General features: G+C 70.7%; 13 protein-coding genes. 4 read left to right on the top strand and 9 right to left on the bottom strand.

Going from position 1 to position 14,991, the window contains the following annotated elements:
* The first annotated feature begins 211 nt into the window (after positions 1 to 211).
* The 3 genes from purU to VFF97_RS15380 all read left to right on the top strand — a co-directional run bounded on the left by purU (position 212) and on the right by VFF97_RS15380 (position 3,220).
* The gene (gene purU / locus VFF97_RS15390) at positions 212 to 1,096 is read left to right on the top strand and encodes a formyltetrahydrofolate deformylase (protein ID WP_325034375.1); all 885 of its coding nucleotides are present in this window, start codon (positions 212 to 214) and stop codon (positions 1,094 to 1,096) included.
* Positions 1,097 to 1,152: 56 nt separating this feature from the next.
* The gene (ligM, locus tag VFF97_RS15385; RefSeq protein WP_325034374.1) at positions 1,153 to 2,565 is read left to right on the top strand and encodes a vanillate/3-O-methylgallate O-demethylase; all 1,413 of its coding nucleotides are present in this window, start codon (positions 1,153 to 1,155) and stop codon (positions 2,563 to 2,565) included.
* Positions 2,566 to 2,641: 76 nt separating this feature from the next.
* Entirely contained in the window at positions 2,642 to 3,220 is a 579-nt protein-coding gene (locus VFF97_RS15380; protein ID WP_325034373.1) for a PadR family transcriptional regulator, read from the top strand.
* Positions 3,221 to 3,305: 85 nt separating this feature from the next.
* On the opposite strand, the gene VFF97_RS15375 is transcribed toward VFF97_RS15380, so the two are convergent.
* Both VFF97_RS15375 and VFF97_RS15370 read right to left on the bottom strand, forming a co-directional pair.
* Positions 3,306 to 5,675, bottom strand: coding sequence for a DUF6351 family protein (locus tag VFF97_RS15375; protein ID WP_325034372.1), 2,370 nt, complete (start codon positions 5,673 to 5,675; stop codon positions 3,306 to 3,308).
* 82 nt (positions 5,676 to 5,757) lie between these two features.
* Entirely contained in the window at positions 5,758 to 6,645 is an 888-nt protein-coding gene (locus VFF97_RS15370; protein WP_325034371.1) for a PaaX family transcriptional regulator C-terminal domain-containing protein, read from the bottom strand.
* Positions 6,646 to 6,767: 122 nt separating this feature from the next.
* Between VFF97_RS15370 and VFF97_RS15365 the strand changes: the two genes are divergently transcribed.
* Positions 6,768 to 7,307: a MarR family winged helix-turn-helix transcriptional regulator gene (locus VFF97_RS15365; RefSeq protein WP_325034370.1), complete on the top strand. Its 540-nt coding sequence runs from the start codon at positions 6,768 to 6,770 to the stop codon at positions 7,305 to 7,307.
* Here VFF97_RS15365 and VFF97_RS15360 read toward each other — a convergent pair.
* Genes VFF97_RS15360 through VFF97_RS15330 form a run of 7 tightly spaced genes read right to left on the bottom strand, consistent with a single transcriptional unit; the run spans position 7,294 to position 14,988 of the window.
* Positions 7,294 to 8,553: an MFS transporter gene (locus VFF97_RS15360; RefSeq protein WP_325034369.1), complete on the bottom strand. Its 1,260-nt coding sequence runs from the start codon at positions 8,551 to 8,553 to the stop codon at positions 7,294 to 7,296. The two genes, VFF97_RS15365 and VFF97_RS15360, sit on opposite strands and share 14 nt — an antisense overlap.
* A complete protein-coding gene (locus tag VFF97_RS15355) occupies positions 8,550 to 9,818 on the bottom strand; it encodes a 2-hydroxyacyl-CoA dehydratase family protein (RefSeq protein WP_325034368.1) in 1,269 nt (422 codons plus the stop codon). The genes VFF97_RS15360 and VFF97_RS15355 overlap by 4 nt, the downstream gene beginning before the upstream one ends.
* Entirely contained in the window at positions 9,815 to 10,852 is a 1,038-nt protein-coding gene (locus VFF97_RS15350; RefSeq protein ID WP_325034367.1) for a 2-hydroxyacyl-CoA dehydratase family protein, read from the bottom strand. The genes VFF97_RS15355 and VFF97_RS15350 overlap by 4 nt, the downstream gene beginning before the upstream one ends.
* Complete coding sequence (locus VFF97_RS15345) at positions 10,849 to 12,105, bottom strand: CoA transferase (RefSeq protein ID WP_325034366.1); 1,257 nt, start codon at positions 12,103 to 12,105, stop codon at positions 10,849 to 10,851. The genes VFF97_RS15350 and VFF97_RS15345 overlap by 4 nt, the downstream gene beginning before the upstream one ends.
* On the bottom strand, positions 12,102 to 13,229 hold the full coding sequence (locus VFF97_RS15340; RefSeq protein ID WP_325034365.1) for a CapA family protein: 1,128 nt from the start codon (positions 13,227 to 13,229) through the stop codon (positions 12,102 to 12,104). The genes VFF97_RS15345 and VFF97_RS15340 overlap by 4 nt, the downstream gene beginning before the upstream one ends.
* The gene (locus VFF97_RS15335; RefSeq protein ID WP_325034364.1) at positions 13,226 to 14,068 is read right to left on the bottom strand and encodes an amino acid ABC transporter ATP-binding protein; all 843 of its coding nucleotides are present in this window, start codon (positions 14,066 to 14,068) and stop codon (positions 13,226 to 13,228) included. The genes VFF97_RS15340 and VFF97_RS15335 overlap by 4 nt, the downstream gene beginning before the upstream one ends.
* Positions 14,065 to 14,988 carry an amino acid ABC transporter permease gene (locus tag VFF97_RS15330; protein WP_325034363.1) on the bottom strand — a complete coding sequence of 308 codons (924 nt, stop codon included), beginning with the start codon at positions 14,986 to 14,988 and terminating at the stop codon, positions 14,065 to 14,067. Before VFF97_RS15330 ends, VFF97_RS15335 begins: the two co-directional genes overlap by 4 nt.
* Between the last annotated feature and the right edge of the window lie 3 nt (positions 14,989 to 14,991).

Genomic DNA, 14,991 nt, shown 5'->3' with positions numbered 1-14,991 from the left:
GTTCGACGGGCTCAGCGACCGGTTCGACGGGCTCAGCGACCGGTTCGACGGGCTCAGCGACCGGTTCGACGGGCTCAGCGACCGGTTACGGTGACGTGAAGCTGCACTTCTACACGTTCGGCGGCCTGCTCGCGACGTCGGAGTGGGTCCGCGAGTACCTGGCCGCGCAGGCCTGACCCGTCCCGAGCCTTCGTCCGAGGAGCATCCGAGAATGTCCCCGCACATCGAACCCAAACGCGACCACGCCTGTCTGATCGTGCACGGCCCCGACCAGCCCGGCCTGGTCGCGGCCGTCACCGGCCTCGTCACCCGCAACAAAGGCAACATCGTCACCCTCGACCAGTACTCCGACAACCCCGAGGGGGGCGCATTCTTCCAGCGGGTCGTGTTCCACCGCCCCGACCTGGCAGCCGCAATCGACGAGATCGAGGCAGACCTCGCCAAGACCCTGAAGCCGCTCGGGGTGGAGTGGACGCTCACCGACCAGTCCATCCCGAAGCGGATGGCGATCCTCGTCTCCACGAGCGACCACTGCCTGCTCGAGCTGCTGTGGCGTCACCGCCGCGGCGAGCTGCCGGTGACGATCCCCATGGTGATCTCGAACCACACCAACACCGCCGAGGACGTCCGCACGTTCGGCATCCCGTTCTTCCACGTGCCCTCGCAGGGGCCGGACAAGAGCGAGGCCGAAGCGAAGATCCTCGAGCTGGTCAAGGGCAACGTCGACTTCATCGTGCTGGCCCGCTACATGCAGATCATCTCCGAGGACTTCCTCGAGAAGGTCGGCGTGCCGATCATCAACATCCACCACTCGTTCCTGCCCGCGTTCATCGGCGCAGCGCCCTACCGCAAGGCGAAGGAGCGCGGCGTGAAGCTGATCGGCGCGACGAGCCACTACGTGACGAAGGACCTCGACGAGGGCCCGATCATCGAGCAGGACGTCGCGCGCGTCAACCACGCGATGGACGCCGCCGACCTCCAGGCCCGCGGCGCCTACGTGGAGCGGGCCGTGCTGTCGCGCGCCGTGCAGTGGCACGCCGAAGACCGTGTCATCCGCCACGGCAACCACACGATCGTCTTCACCGACCGACCGTAACCCACCCCCGGTGCCGCACCCGCGGCACCCCTATCCGAACAGAGAGGTTCACACTCGTGGCCAAGAATCTCCAGGAGCTCCTGGACCAGACCAACCCGGTCGAGCTGCTGCGCAACTCGCAGATCGGCTCGTACATCTACCCCGTCGTCCCGGCGGACTTCTCGTCGTGGATCAAGGAGCAGAAGGCGTGGCGCGACACGGCCGTCCTGTACGACCAGTCGCACCACATGGACAACGTCTTCATCAAGGGCTCCGACGCGATAAAGCTCATCTCGGACACGGCGATCAACTCGGTCGCGAACTTCGCGGTGAACAAGGCGAAGCAGTACGTGCCGACGACCGCGTCGGGCCACGTGATCGGCGACGGCATCCTCTTCCGCGAGGCCGAGGAGGAGTTCGTGTACGTGGGTCGCGCGCCCGCGTCGAACTGGCTGCTCTTCCACGGTGAGACCGGCGGCTACCAGAACCTCGATATCACCGTCGACCGCCGTTCGCCTTCGCGCCCGTACGGCCACGCCGTCTCGCGCCAGTACTACCGCTTCCAGATCCAGGGCCCGAACGCGTGGCAGGTCATCGAGAAGCTCAACGGCGGCCCGCTCGAGAAGATCGGCTTCTTCAACATGTCGACGATGCAGATCGCCGGCAAGCAGGTCCGCACGCTGCGCCACGGCATGGCGGGCGCCCCGGGCCTCGAGATCTGGGGCCCCTACGAGGACCACGACCTCATCCGCGACACGATCGTCGAGGCGGGCGCCGAGTTCGGCCTGCTGCCGGTGGGTTCGCGTGCGTACCCGTCGAACACGCTCGAGTCCGGCTGGATCCCGTCGCCCCTCCCCGCGATCTACACGGGCGAGGAGGAGCGCGCCTACCGTGAGTGGCTCGGCGTCGACAGCTACGAGGCGACCGGCACGCTGGCCGGCTCGTTCGTGTCGGACAACATCGAGGACTACTACCTCACGCCGTGGGAGCTCGGCTACGGCTCGTTCGTCAAGTTCGACCACGACTTCATCGGCCGCGACGCGCTCGAGAAGATCGACCCCGCGACGCAGCGCAAGAAGGTCACCCTCGCGTGGGACGCCGAGGACATGACGAAGATCTACGGCTCGCTCTTCAACGTGGAGGGCCCGAGCTACAAGTTCTTCGACCTGCCGCTCGCGAACTACGGCTCGGCGAACTACGACGCCGTGGTCGACGCCGACGGCACCGTCGTGGGCTTCTCGATGTTCACGGGCTACAGCTCGAACGAGCGTCGTGCGCTGTCGCTCGCGACGATCGACCCGGATGTCCCGGAGGGCACCGAGCTGCGCGTCCTGTGGGGCGAGGAGCCGAACTCGAAGAAGGCCACGGTCGAGCCGCACGTGCAGCTGCCCGTCCGCGCGGTCGTCAGCCCCGTTCCGTACTCGACGGTCGCCCGTCAGTCGTACCACGGCGGATGGCGCACCGGGTACGAGAACGTCGCGACGTCCTGACATGAGAGACCCGAGGGGGTCCGTCCGCACCGGGCGGGCCCCCTCGCACCACATCCGGCCGCCCCAGAGGAGAACCATGAGCCTGCGCTTCGCCCTTCTCGCGATCCTCCGCGTGGGGCCGCTGTCGGGCTACGACCTGCAGAAGCAGTTCCACCAGTCGGTCGGGCATGTGTGGCACGCGCCCGACTCGCAGATCTATCCCGAGCTGCGCAAGATGGAGGCCGACGGCCTCATCGAGGGCGAAGAGCAGACGCGCGGCGAACGCGGCACGCGTCGGGTCTACCACGTGACGGATGCCGGCGAGCGCGCGTTCGTCGAGTGGATGGAATCGCCGCTGGACTATCAGCGGGTGCGCGACCCCGCCCACCTGCGGGCCGCCTACCTCGAGTCGGCCACGGCGCGGGCCGCGCGCGAGTTCCTCGAGCGCCACATCGCGCACTGGGAGAGCGAGCTCGAGCAGTTCGAGGGCGAGCTCACCCACATCGCGAACCTGAGCAACCCGATGCTCACGCGCCGCCTCGCGGTCACCCGCGACGAGGACCGCGAGCGCACGATCGAATTCAAGCGCTTCGCGTACGAGGGCCTGGCCGAGCGTGCGCGCGTCGAGATCGAGTGGGCGAAGCGGGGCCTCGAGCTTCTCGAGCGGCTCTACTGAGGCATCCGCGACAGACGGAGAGGGAGGGGATGACCGGACGAGGTCATCCCCTCCCTCTTTTCACGGGCTCACAGAGCCCCGGCGATCACCGGCGAGGTCCGGCCACCTTGTGCGTCGGGTCGGACACGACGCTCACGGGGACGAGCCCGTCCGCCGTCGCATCCACTCGCACTGTGATGACCGCGCCCGCCAGCGACGCGTCCGGCGTGAACGTCGTCGACGTCGCACCGGCGATCGGCTGCCCGTCGGCGATCCACTGGTACGCGAGGACCGCGCCGGGCGTCGACGACGAGGCCTGCGCCTGCAGCTCGACGCCGACCTTGGCGTTGCCGACGATCTTCGGCCCCGACACCGCCACCCGCTCGGTCTCGCCGAACTCGAGCCACGTGCCCTCGAGCTCCGTGTAGCCCTGGCTCGGCTTCGACCAGTCGCACACGCCCTCGGGGAAGGCCGCGAGCAGACGCTGCCACTGGGCATCCGTCATCTCGGGGTACTCCCCACGCACCGGGGCGGTCGTCTCGCACTTCATGACGTCCGCCCGGAGCGGCATGCCCGCTTCGGCGCGCGGCTGCGAGTGGTACGGGTACAGCTGGTTGCACGTCGTCGTCGGGTCGTCGTAGTCGAGCGGCTCGGCGATGAACGCGCCGGATGCGTCGAAGCACCCGTCCTGCAGGTCGGCGGGACGCGCCGCGACCGTGCGGGCGCGGTCGGCCATTCCGCCCGCGGCCACGATCGCGTCGAGCCACTCCTCGAGCTTGTCGAGGGCGGCGACCCGCATCGCGTTCGTGTTCGCTCCGATGTTCGGACCCGTCCAGTTCACGTGCGTGTCGGCGTTGCCGTAGGCCATCATCATCCGCTCGCGGATGATCGCGGACCGGTAGCGCTCGTGGAAGTCGCCGGTCGGGTCGGTGTACGGCCGGATCTCGATCACGGGGATCGACGCGAGGCCGCCCGTCATCATGTTGATCCGCCCGGTCGCGAACGCCCGCTCGATCGCCTCGACGCTGGCCACCGACCGCTCCGCGGTGCGGTTGCCGTCGACGTCCATGCCGCCGATGTTCTCGTTGAGCGACAGGAACTGCTCGACCGTGATGGCGCCGTCCTTCAGCGCGTTCAGGCCGTACTGCACGCCGACGTTGTCGGGCTCGACGCGCAGGCCGCGACCCTGGTCGTCGGTGCCGTACACGTTCTTGACCATGTCGGCGATCGTGCAGCGCAGCCCGTCGGGGTTGCTCGGCGACCAGCGGTCGGCGACCGGGATCGCCGCGGCGCATCCGCGGTTCGGGTCGTCGACGCCGTCGAAGAACGTGAATCCGACGCACGTGAACGTTGCCGCGTGGCCCGTCACCGCGAGCTTCTGCGCGTCGGTCCAGCCGGCGCCGGCAGGCGAGGCCCAGTAGTTCTGCAGACCGCGGCAGTCGTGCCCGCCGATCGTCGTCGAACGCTCGTCGGGGTAGCCGATCTCACCCAGGACGCCGTCGAGGATGCCCGGGTAGTTGTTCGACAGCAGGAGCTGCTGCATCGTGCCGGCCGAACCGCCCGAGCCGATCGTGTACGTCACGGGGCCGAGCTGCTCGATCACATGCTCCTTGACCATCATCGCGGTCTCGGCGCTGGTGACGTCGTTGCAGTTCGTCGCGTAGACGTTGAACGTCGCCGACGCGACCGCGTAACCACGGCTGAGCAGCATGTCGTTCTCGACGCCGCCCGTCGACGTGCCCTGCCAGTACCCGACGCCGCACGCGCCGCCGAACGTGTACGCGAGCTTGCCGTTCCAGCCGGGGAGCTCTGCGAACGGGCTCGGCTCGACGCCGCCCGGTTCGTCGAGGACCGCGAACTCGTACACTCCGCGGTTGATCGTGCCGCGCTCGATGCGCACGACGTAGGGCACCGTCTCGCCGTCGACCGTCGTGGTCGCGACGTTCGCCGGCACCGAGCCGTCGGTCGGGTAGTTCGCGAACTGCCCGGTGGTCGTGCGGTAGCGGTAGGTCACGCGCGCCTCGGCGACGTGGCAGTCCTCATCGACCGGTCCGAGGTTCCAAGCGGAGCCGGAGGCGGTGCAGTACATCGGATGCTGCGGACCGGAGAACACCGGACCCGTGATCGGGTGGTTCTCGACCTCGAGCGTCGCGTCGACCTTGCCGTTGTGCGCGAGCACCTGGATCTCGCTCGCGCCGACCGGCAGGCCCTCGACGAGGCCCACGAGGCGGCCGTCCTGCTCCTGGAACGCATCGGTCACGTCGACGCCGGCGGCGAGGATCTGGGGATCCTTCTTCGTGCCGGCCACGGCGAGGAGGGCGTCGCCGCCGGAAATCGTGTCGGCGCGGCCCGAGAGGACCTCGATCGACACGGACGGCCGCGCGAGCGCGGCCGGTGGTGCTGCGATCAGGCTCAGCGCGAGCCCCGCGATCGCCGCAGCGGACGCGATCGCGCGCCCGCTCTTTCGTCTCTTCATGGAAAGACCTCCGTTCGACGTCGTCGTCATACGCGGCGACAGTGCCGCGTGGCTCACATGCTAGAAGTGAGCGTGACGGTCGTCAACGAAAGTTCGACTGTTGTCCGAGTCGTCTCTCGGTGACGGATGCCGCGAGCTCGGGACTGATCGCGGCGACGTGGTGGCGCATGCGCTGCTCCGCACGCGGCGCCAGCTCGTCGTAGCGCTCCGCGAAGAGGCGGCGCGTCGCGGCGCGCGGCCACGGGTCGGGCAGCAGCTCGGCGGGCAGGCCCGCATCGAGACCGCGGAACGCCTGCCATGCGAGCATCAGGCGCGAGCGCTCGCACAGCGCGACGGCGGGGTCCGCGGCATCCGGCCCGTTCCTCAGATCGGCCTCGAACTCGGCGTACTGCCGCGCAACCGCCGCAAGATCCCACGCTCGCTGCGGCCCGTCGAACGACGTCTCGAGGGTCGCGCGCATCGCCGTGACGTCATCGACCCCGAGGGAGCGCAGCTGCGCCATCGCCTCATCCGCGGTGTCGAGCGGTGAGATCCACAGGCCGTCGTAGAGCGGCGCGAACCCGAGCCACTTGAGGCGCGACCGCGCGCTGTGGCGCACGGCCCGCCGCGACTCGGGGATCGAGAACGCGAGCACGCTCCACAGACCGTCCCACTGCGGCTCGCGACGCCCGAAGGTGTCGAGCCACTGGGCCTCCTCCTCCACGATGCGCTTCGCGCGCGCCGTGAGGGCGTGGGTCGTGCGTCGGCCGACCCGATCGGCGTCGAGCAGACCGGTCTGCACCATGCGCGAGAGCGTCGCGCGGGTCGCCGGCTCCTTGACGCCGAGGTCCCCCATCGCCGCGATGATCGCGCCGGACGGGAGCGGCACGGCCACGTGCCACCAGTAGTCTCCGAAGAGGGTGAGCACCTGGCGCACGGGCGATCCCCTCCGTGCGCGGCTCGACGCCCGGGTGGTTTCCGCCACGACCATGGCGAACATCCTGGCATCGACGGGCCGCCGCGCGCTCGAATTCGACCTTCCGTGACGGTCTGGTCAGGGGATTTCCGGCCGCGTGGTCAGCCGGGGCGCGGCATCCGCCCTAGGCTGGAAGCGTGCCGGATCTGAGTCGTGACCCCCGCGGGAAGCCGGCAACCGATCGGCTCAACTACACCGCCTATCGTCTCGCACGGGCCCTCAACCGCGCCGCCGAGAACACGGCTCTCGCACACGACGTGACCCTTCCGCAGCTGCTCATCCTGCAGGTGCTCGGCGAAGGGCTCCCCCTCTCGAACGCGCAGGTCGCGCGCCGCACCTTCGTCAGCTCGCAGGCCGCGCACGTCGTGTCGGCCGAGCTGCTCGAGCGCGGGCTCATCGAACGGGTCCCGCATCCGACGAACCGCCGCGTCCGACTCGTCGCCCTGAGCGAGCAGGGGTGGCGTGTGCTGCGCGAGTGCGAGGCCGAGATGATCCAGCGCGAGGACCGCCTCACCGAGCTCCTCGGCCCCGACCTCGGCTCCTCGCTCCCGCAGGTGCTCGATCGCGCGGCGCAGAAGTTGGCGGGCGGCTACTTCGGCGACTCCGAGGCCGAGGCGGCTGCCGTCGCCGCGCGACGTCGGCGCCCCAGCAAGGGCGGCGGGCTCACTCCCGCGTAGACGGCTCGGACTGCGCCGGGCCGTCGGCCTCCGGCTCGACGCCGGGGGATCGCGACGGGCGTCGCCCGAGGCGCGCCGCCACGAACACCGCGCACGCGACGGCCGCCGTCCCGCCGATCGCGAGTGCCACGCGTCCGCTCGACTGGTCGATCACCCATCCCATGAGCAGTGCGCCGAACGGCACCATCCCGTAGTTTCCGAGTGTCACGAGCGACATCGTCCGCCCGATGAGCGGCGGCGGCACGCTCGCCTGCGCCGCCGCGTTGAGGACGCCCTGGTAGTACCCGACCCCGAGTCCGAGGAGGGGACCCGCCAGGAGGAACACCGACAGCGTCGGCGCGGCCGCGTTCGCGAGCAGGGACACGCCGAACAGCGTGCACGCGGCGGTGAGCGAGCGCACCGAGACGCTCGCGCGTCCGGCAGCGAGGATCCCACCGACGATCGCACCGATCGCGTTGAGCGCGTGGGCGGCGCCCACCGCGGTCGCGTCGCCGTCGAACGTGAGCGCGACGGTCGAGGTGAGCACGAGCCCGAGATTCATCGCGAGCAGCGCGACGACCGTGTTCACCACGAGGAGCGTCGCGAGCGGCCTGTTCGGACGCCGCGCCGGCGGGGCGTCGGTGCGGGCGCGACGGGCGCGCGGATGCAGCCGCGACGGGCGGATCAGCAGCACCGAGAGGAACACGAACAGGAACGAGCCCGCGTTGACGAGCATGCACGCCGTCGGCCCCAGGCTCTGGAAGGCGATGCCGGCGAGCCCGGGGCCGATCGAGCGCGCCGAGGCGAGCGCGATCGTCGAGAGCGACGCGGCGCGCGTGAGCTCGGCGGGACCGACGATCTCGAAGATGATCGCCTGCGCGGCGACACGCTCGAACGTGTTCACGCAGCCGAGTGCGCCGACCAGAGCGTAGATCGCGACGAGCTGGGGCGTCTCGTCGAGGGTGGTGAGCGCGAGTCCGCCGACGACGATCGCCGAGAGAAGGGTCGTCACGAGGAGGATCGTGCGGGGGCGGAACCGGTCCGCGACCCAGCCGGCCGGGACGCTCAGCACGAGCAGCGGCAGGAACTGCGCGATCGTCACGCCGCTCAGGGACTGCGCGCTTCCGGTCACCTCGAGGATCACGAGGGAGAGCGCGAGATTCTGGAACCAGGTGCCCGTGTTCGAGAGCACCTGCCCGGTGAAGTACAGCGAGAAGCCGCTGTTCGCGAACGGCTCGAAGACGCGCGGCCGCGCGGTGACCGTCATCGCCCGCCGGCGCGCGCCGGCACGCGATCGCGCAGGAAACGCGCGATCCGGTCGCGCAGATCGCCGGTCGCGCGCGGGTCGGCGTTGCTGCCGCGGATCTCGAGCACGGGGATGCCGCGGTTCTCGAGCTCCGCCGAGATCAGGGCGCTGCCGGGGGTGTCGTCGGCCACGAGGTGCACGACTCCGTCGACGCCGTGCCCGACGGCCTCCTTCGCGTACCAGGACGACGACATCGGGGGCACATAAAGCAGGTCGGTGAGGCCGACGAAGCGCGCGGCCAGCGTGCGCAGCGGATCATCGCCGTATCGCGCGTAGCCGTCGGCCGCGATCGCGAGGTACATCGACCACACGAACACCGCGCCGAACTCCTCCTGGAACGACCGATACATCTCGAGGTCGCCCCACAGACCGCGACCGATCCACATGAGCCGGCGCCGCTCGTCGGGGCACACCGCCGCCCCCGCCCCGATCCGCGCCGCGACCTCGTCGTGAAGGCCGCGGGCCGCGTCGACCGCCCACTGCGTGCCGCGATGCCACTGCGGCACCATGACCGCGGGGATGATGTCGGTCACCTCGACGGGCAGCGGCCGAGCCGCGGCGAGGAGATCGCGCGTGCGGCGGTTCCATTCGGCCTGCTCGTTCGCGAGCGCCATGATCCGAGCCAGGTACGCCCCGTCGAGCTCTCGCCCGGTGCGCTCCTCGAGCCATGCGATGAGCATCTCGATCTCGTCGCGCAGGAAGTCGATCCGCTCCGCGCCGAACACCTCGTCCCACCGGTCCGTCACGAGCTCCCACCACGCCTCCGGCGCCGGGACGGCCGCCGTGCGCGACAGCAGGAACGTCTCGGTCCCCTCGCGGCGGCCCCACCGCTCGAAGATCTTGTGGGTCACGTCGCCGCTGCGCTCCGCGATCGCGAACCGGGGTGCGGGCAGGCCGCCCCACGGGACACGGTCCGGCGGAAGCTCGACCGCGCCGAGCGGCAGCACGTCGTATTGACGGCTGTCGTCGGGCAGACCCATCGCCGCGACGGCCGCGAGACTCGCGTCGGCGGCAGAACGCGCGGCGATGATCGACGACCACCACTGATTGACGACATATGGGAGGCCGAGCGCCCGCAGGATCTCGTGCGGTGCGTCTGCGTTCGCCAGCACGTACGGCTCGCCGGTCCGCGCCCGCTCGGCGACCCCGAGGAACCACTCCTTCTGGTGGCGGGTCGCCCGGGTGGCACTCGCGAGCCGCTCGCGCGCAGACGCGTGGTTCGTCATGCCGCCACCGCCTTGCGCAGTTCGTCGGCCAGCTCCGCGGCGGCGGCGATCGCCTCGCCTCCTCGCACGCGGGATCGGACGATGAGACGGATGCCGCGCCCCGCCAGCCCCTCGGACTGATCGGCGAGATCCCACAGGGGTGCCTCGTCGAGGTCGCGGATGAGGGCGGCCGCGGCATCCGCCCCGTCCCTCTCGCTCATGGCGACGGTGAGCGCCCCGCGGGCGGCCGCGTACGCGGTCGGCGAGGCGCCCGTACGCGCGAAGTGTGCGTCGAGGAGTCCGTCGATCACCGCGTCGAGGTCGCCCGAGTCCACCCCCACGCCGAGCCAGGCGCCGTCGCCGGTGTCGTGGTCTTCGCCGGTCACGACGCAGCCGCGCGCTTCGAGCTCGCGGTAGATCGCGGCATCCGGGTGGTTCGAGCCGGTCACGTGCACGCGCACGGCGTCTTCGTCCGCCGCCGACCGTGCGGCGTCGACGACCGCGAGCGCGTCGGCGGGATCGAGGCGCGACGCCGCCAGGTAGGCGGTCAGCGCATCGGCGCCCGTGCACCGGGGCGGAACCGCGCGGCGGCGCGCGCGCAGTGCGCCCAGGGCCTCCCCCAGCCGGCTCTCGGCGGCGGCAGCCTCGCGCAGGGCGTCGGCACCCGACCTCCGCCCGGTCGCCTTCGCGCAGAAGTCGACGAGGCTCTCGAGCTGGAACCGGCCGAACCGGCGCGCGGCGGCTGAGTCCTCGCGCGGAAGGTCGAGCAGGTGCACGGGAAGGCTCGCACCCGTCGCCCGCAGCGCGTAGAAGAGCCGCACGTGCGCCTGCGAGTCGCTGCACACGACGACGCCGGCGAAGCCGTGCCCGTCGCGACGGAGCTCGGCGAGGATGTGGGCGGCCGTGGCATCCGTGGCCCCCAGCAGCTCCTGCGCCGCGGCGTCGGGCACGCCCCACGACCCGGTCAGCCGGTGGGGCCGCGCGCTCGCGGCGAGCACGAGCTGGCGCGGCACGTCGTTGCCCACGACGGCGATGACGGGTCGATCGGCGGTCACAGCGCTCCGGCGTCCCGAAGGGCGGAGACCCGTTCGTCGTCGTAGCCGAGCAGCTCGTGCAGCACCTGCTCGGTGTGCTCGCCGAGTGCGGGGGCGGGCTTGGACAGGTCCGCGCTGCTGCGCGAGAACACGACCGGAAGACCGCTGCCGTAGAGCCCGTCGAGGTGACCGAAACGCGGATGCACGAGCGGCACCACCTCGCCGCGGCTCGTCACGACATCGTCGCGCACGGCGGTCGCGGTGTCTCGCACGGGCGCCGCCGGGACGCCGTGATGCTCGAACGCCGACAGCACCTCGGCCGACGACCGCGTGCGCGCCCATTCCGCGATGAGCGCGTGCAGCTCGTCGGCGTGGGCGACGCGGGCGTCGCGGTTGGCGAACCGGGGGTCCTTGATGAGGTCGGGCCGACCCATCGCGGCGAGCGTCCCCTCCGCGAACGAGTCGGTGGGCGCGCAGATCGCGAACCAGCCGTCCGCCGTCTGGAACGTGCCGAACGGCGCGAGGCGGGGGACGACGCTTCCCGTCCGCAGCGGGAAGCCCACGGACTCGAGCGCGTCGAAGGGCTCGCACGCGACGAGCGAGGTGAGCGAGCCCAGCATCGACACGTCGACGTGCTGGCCCTCGCCCGTGGCATCCGCGTGCATGACGGCGCCCAGGGTGCCGATCACGGCGAACAGCGGGGCGACCAGGTCGCCGATCGGCAGGCCGAACCTCACCGGAGCGTCGCCCGGCTCGCCCGCGGTCATCATCACGCCGCTGAGCGCCTGGATGATCGTGTCCATCGCCTTGCCGTCACCGGGGACGCCCTGCGCGCCGAATCCGCTGATCGACGTGTAGACGATGCGCCGGTTCACCTGCTGCACCGCCGCGAAGTCGATGCCGAGTCGCCGCGTGACGCCCGCGCTGTAGTTCTCGACGATGATGTCGGCGTGCCGCGCGAGGTCGAAGAACACCTCACGGCTCTCGGGCTTCTTGAGGTTGAGCGTGATGCTCTCCTTGCCGCGGCCGCGGGCCATCATCGAGACCGACATGTCGTCGGGCCCGGTGCGGCGCAGCTGCAGCCCGTCCGCGGTCACGTACGGCGAGTTGTTGCGCGACGAGTCGCCGCCGCGCTCGGGGTTCTCGATCTTGATGACGCGGGCGCCGAGGCTCGCGAGGAGGAGCGTGGCATACGGCCCGGCGAGCGCGGTCGTGAGGTCCAGCACGGTCTTGCCGTGGAGCGGTCCGGGCGTCGGGGAAGAGGTCGGGGTCATGTCAGCTCCAGCTCGCGGACGACGAGCCGATCGCCGTCCCAAGCGAGGTCGGTGGCGAAACCGGCTTCGGTCGTGATTGTTCGGAGGTAGTCGGCGACGTCGTCGCCGCGGTCGCCGCGGTGCACGGGCACGGGGCGCGCGTCGTCGTCGATCCAGCACGGGATGAGGGCCGCGTCGACCCCGCCGCCCTCGAACCCGAGTACAGCGATCGCGGTGTTGCGGCTCTCGGGGTGGAACGGGTAGTCCGGCATCGCCGGGTCGGGGTCGAAACCGAAGAGGCGGCGACGCTCGCGCGCCCACGCGCGGCGCTCGAGCGAGTCCTCGTCGCGGCCGGCCAGCGCGCGGGTGACCGTCGCGAAGTTGCCGAGGCCGTGGAAGATCGGATGCCCCCGGTACAGCTCCACGCCCTTGAAGATGTGCGCGTGGTGGGCGATCACCGCGTGCGCGCCCGCGTCGATGACGGCGTGCGCCACCTCGCGCTCGTACGCGGCGATGTCGATCGGAGCGTGCACGAGGCCCTTGTGGAGCGCGACGATGACGTGATCCGCCTCGGATGCGGCGCGCTCGACGGCGTCGCACACGCGACGCAGGCTCGCCTGCTCCGCGAACGTGTGGATGCGCGGCGGACCGCCGGGGTTCGCGCCCCGAGGCTCGTAGTGCGTCACCACATCGACGTACGCGGCGCCCGGCTTGAGCGACGTGGCCCACGACTCGCGCGGCCCGACGCAGTTGACGCTCAGCACCGCGACCGAGGTCCCGTCGACGTGCGCGACCGCCGGCGCGAGCGCCTCGTCGAGAGTGTCGCCCGTGCCGGCCGTGTGCATCCCGCGCCGCTCGCAGTGCTCGCGCGTCTCACGGATGCCCTCCGGACCGAAGTCGTACACGTGATTGCCTGCGAGCGTGAGGATGTCGAACCCCGCGTCGGCCAGCGCGTCGAGCGCGGACGGCGGACCCGGAATCGCCGGCACATCGGTCGTCTGCACGAGGCCGTCGTGGAGATGCGGGATCTCGAGGTGGCCGATCACGAGGTCGGCGCCGCGCAGGACCTCGCGTGCGGGCTCGAGGAGCGGGCGCGAATCCTCCCGCTCGAGCACGAGGTCGCCGACGGCATGGACGGTGATCATGCATCGACCCCGCTCGCGGCGCGCTTCTCGACCGGCGCGCTGCCGCCGCCCTGGTGCTCGGCGGTGGTCCGTGTGAGGAACGTGCGCAGGCGGCTCGACCGCGGATCGGCGAAGAAGTCCTTGGACGCGCGATCCTCGATCACCTTGCCCTCGGCCATGAACACGCAGCGGTCGGCGACGTTCCGCGCGAACTCGAGCTCGTGCGTGACCACCACCATCGTCATGCCGGACTCCGCGAGCCCCTTCATGACCTGGAGCACTTCGTCGACGAGCTCCGGGTCGAGTGAGCTCGTGGGCTCGTCGAAGAGCACGATCCGCGGCCTGGCCGCGACCGCGCGCGCGATCGCGACACGCTGCTGCTGCCCGCCGGAGAGCTGACGCGGATGCGCGTCGGCCTTGTCGGCGAGACCGACGCGCGTCAGCAGCTCCATCGCGCGCTCGCGCGCCTCTGCGGGAGACATGCCGTGCACCTTGATCGGCGCCTCGGTGATGTTCCGCAGGACGGTCCAGTGCGGGAACAGGTTGAACTGCTGGAACACCATGCCCATGCGGCGGCGCTGGCGCTGCACGTCGCTGTCGCGCAGCGGGCGGATCGAGCCGTTGTGCACCTCGTAGCCCAGCAGCTCGCCGTCGAGGTACATCGCCCCGCCCTGGATCGTCTCGAGCTGGTCGATGCAGCGCACGAGCGTCGACTTTCCCGAGCCCGACGGACCGAGCACGGCCACGACCTCCTGGGCGTGCACCTCGAAGTCCACGCCGTCGAGGGCGACGTTGTCGCCGTATGTCTTGCGCAGTCCGACGACCTGCAGCACGGGCGTCGTGTCGGTGGGCGTGATCATGCCGCAACCTCCGTCCGTGCCGCGACGCGACGCACGACCGCATCGCGCGTCATTCCCCTGCTGAAGTGCCGCTCGACCCGGCGCTGCACGAGGGTCAGCGCGGTCACGACGACGAGGTACCAGATCACGGCCACGAGGAGCATCGGCACGACCTCGTAGGTGCGGTTGTAGATGACCTGCACCGAGTGGAGCAGGTCGCCCATCGCGATGACGCTCACGAGCGAGGTTCCCTTCAGGAGCGCGATGACCTGCGAACCGGTCGGCGGGATGATCACGCGCATCGCCTGCGGCAGGACCACACGAGTGAACGAATGCCACCGGCTGAATCCCATGGCGGCCGCCGCGTCGCGCTGACCCTGGTCGACCGACAGGATGCCCGCGCGGACGATCTCGGCCATGTACGCCGCCTCGTGCAATGACAGACCGATGATCGCCGCCGTGAGCGGCGTGATCAGGTCGTTCGTCGACCAGCTGAACAGCTCCGGGCCGAACGGCACCCCCACCGCGATGCGCGGCAGCAGGTACGCGAGGTTGTACCAGAAGATGAGCTGCACGAGCGGCGGGACGCCGCGGAACACCCCCACGAACACGATGCACGCCCAGCGCAGCGGAGCGAAGTCGCTCAACTGCCCTGCGGCGAGCCCGGTGCCCAGGATCGAGCCCAGCACCATGCCGATCACGGTGAGCATGATCGACATGCCCAGGCCCATGAGCACGCTCGGGTTGAAGAGGTATTCCGCGACGACCGGCCAGTCGAAGCGCTCGTTGGTGGCGAGGAAGACCGCGATCTGAACCGTCACCAGCGCGAGCAGCACCCCGATGACCACACGCCAGGGGTGGATCCGCCGACGCGCGTCGGCGACGTCGATCGATCGATCGGCGAACGGATTGCGTACGGGCTGGGTGGTCAGGTCGCTCATGGT

This window comes from Microbacterium sp. (assembly GCF_035687345.1).
Taxonomy (GTDB): Bacteria; Actinomycetota; Actinomycetes; order Actinomycetales; family Microbacteriaceae; genus Microbacterium.
This window is presented reverse-complemented; position numbering and strand designations above follow the sequence as displayed.

Bases quoted from the DNA above. Each gene is read 5' to 3' on its own strand.
- VFF97_RS15340 (WP_325034365.1), bottom strand. From the start codon at position 13,229: ATGATCACCGTCCATGCCGTCGGCGACCTCGTGCTCGAGCGGGAGGAT.
- VFF97_RS15360 (WP_325034369.1), bottom strand. From the start codon at position 8,553: ATGACGGTCACCGCGCGGCCGCGCGTCTTCGAGCCGTTCGCGAACAGC.
- VFF97_RS15355 (WP_325034368.1), bottom strand. From the start codon at position 9,818: ATGACGAACCACGCGTCTGCGCGCGAGCGGCTCGCGAGTGCCACCCGG.
- VFF97_RS15375 (WP_325034372.1), bottom strand. From the start codon at position 5,675: ATGAAGAGACGAAAGAGCGGGCGCGCGATCGCGTCCGCTGCGGCGATC.
- VFF97_RS15370 (WP_325034371.1), bottom strand. From the start codon at position 6,645: ATGGTCGTGGCGGAAACCACCCGGGCGTCGAGCCGCGCACGGAGGGGA.
- VFF97_RS15330 (WP_325034363.1), bottom strand. From the start codon at position 14,988: ATGAGCGACCTGACCACCCAGCCCGTACGCAATCCGTTCGCCGATCGA.
- VFF97_RS15345 (WP_325034366.1), bottom strand. From the start codon at position 12,105: ATGACCCCGACCTCTTCCCCGACGCCCGGACCGCTCCACGGCAAGACC.
- purU (WP_325034375.1), top strand. From the start codon at position 212: ATGTCCCCGCACATCGAACCCAAACGCGACCACGCCTGTCTGATCGTG.
- VFF97_RS15335 (WP_325034364.1), bottom strand. From the start codon at position 14,068: ATGATCACGCCCACCGACACGACGCCCGTGCTGCAGGTCGTCGGACTG.
- VFF97_RS15380 (WP_325034373.1), top strand. From the start codon at position 2,642: ATGAGCCTGCGCTTCGCCCTTCTCGCGATCCTCCGCGTGGGGCCGCTG.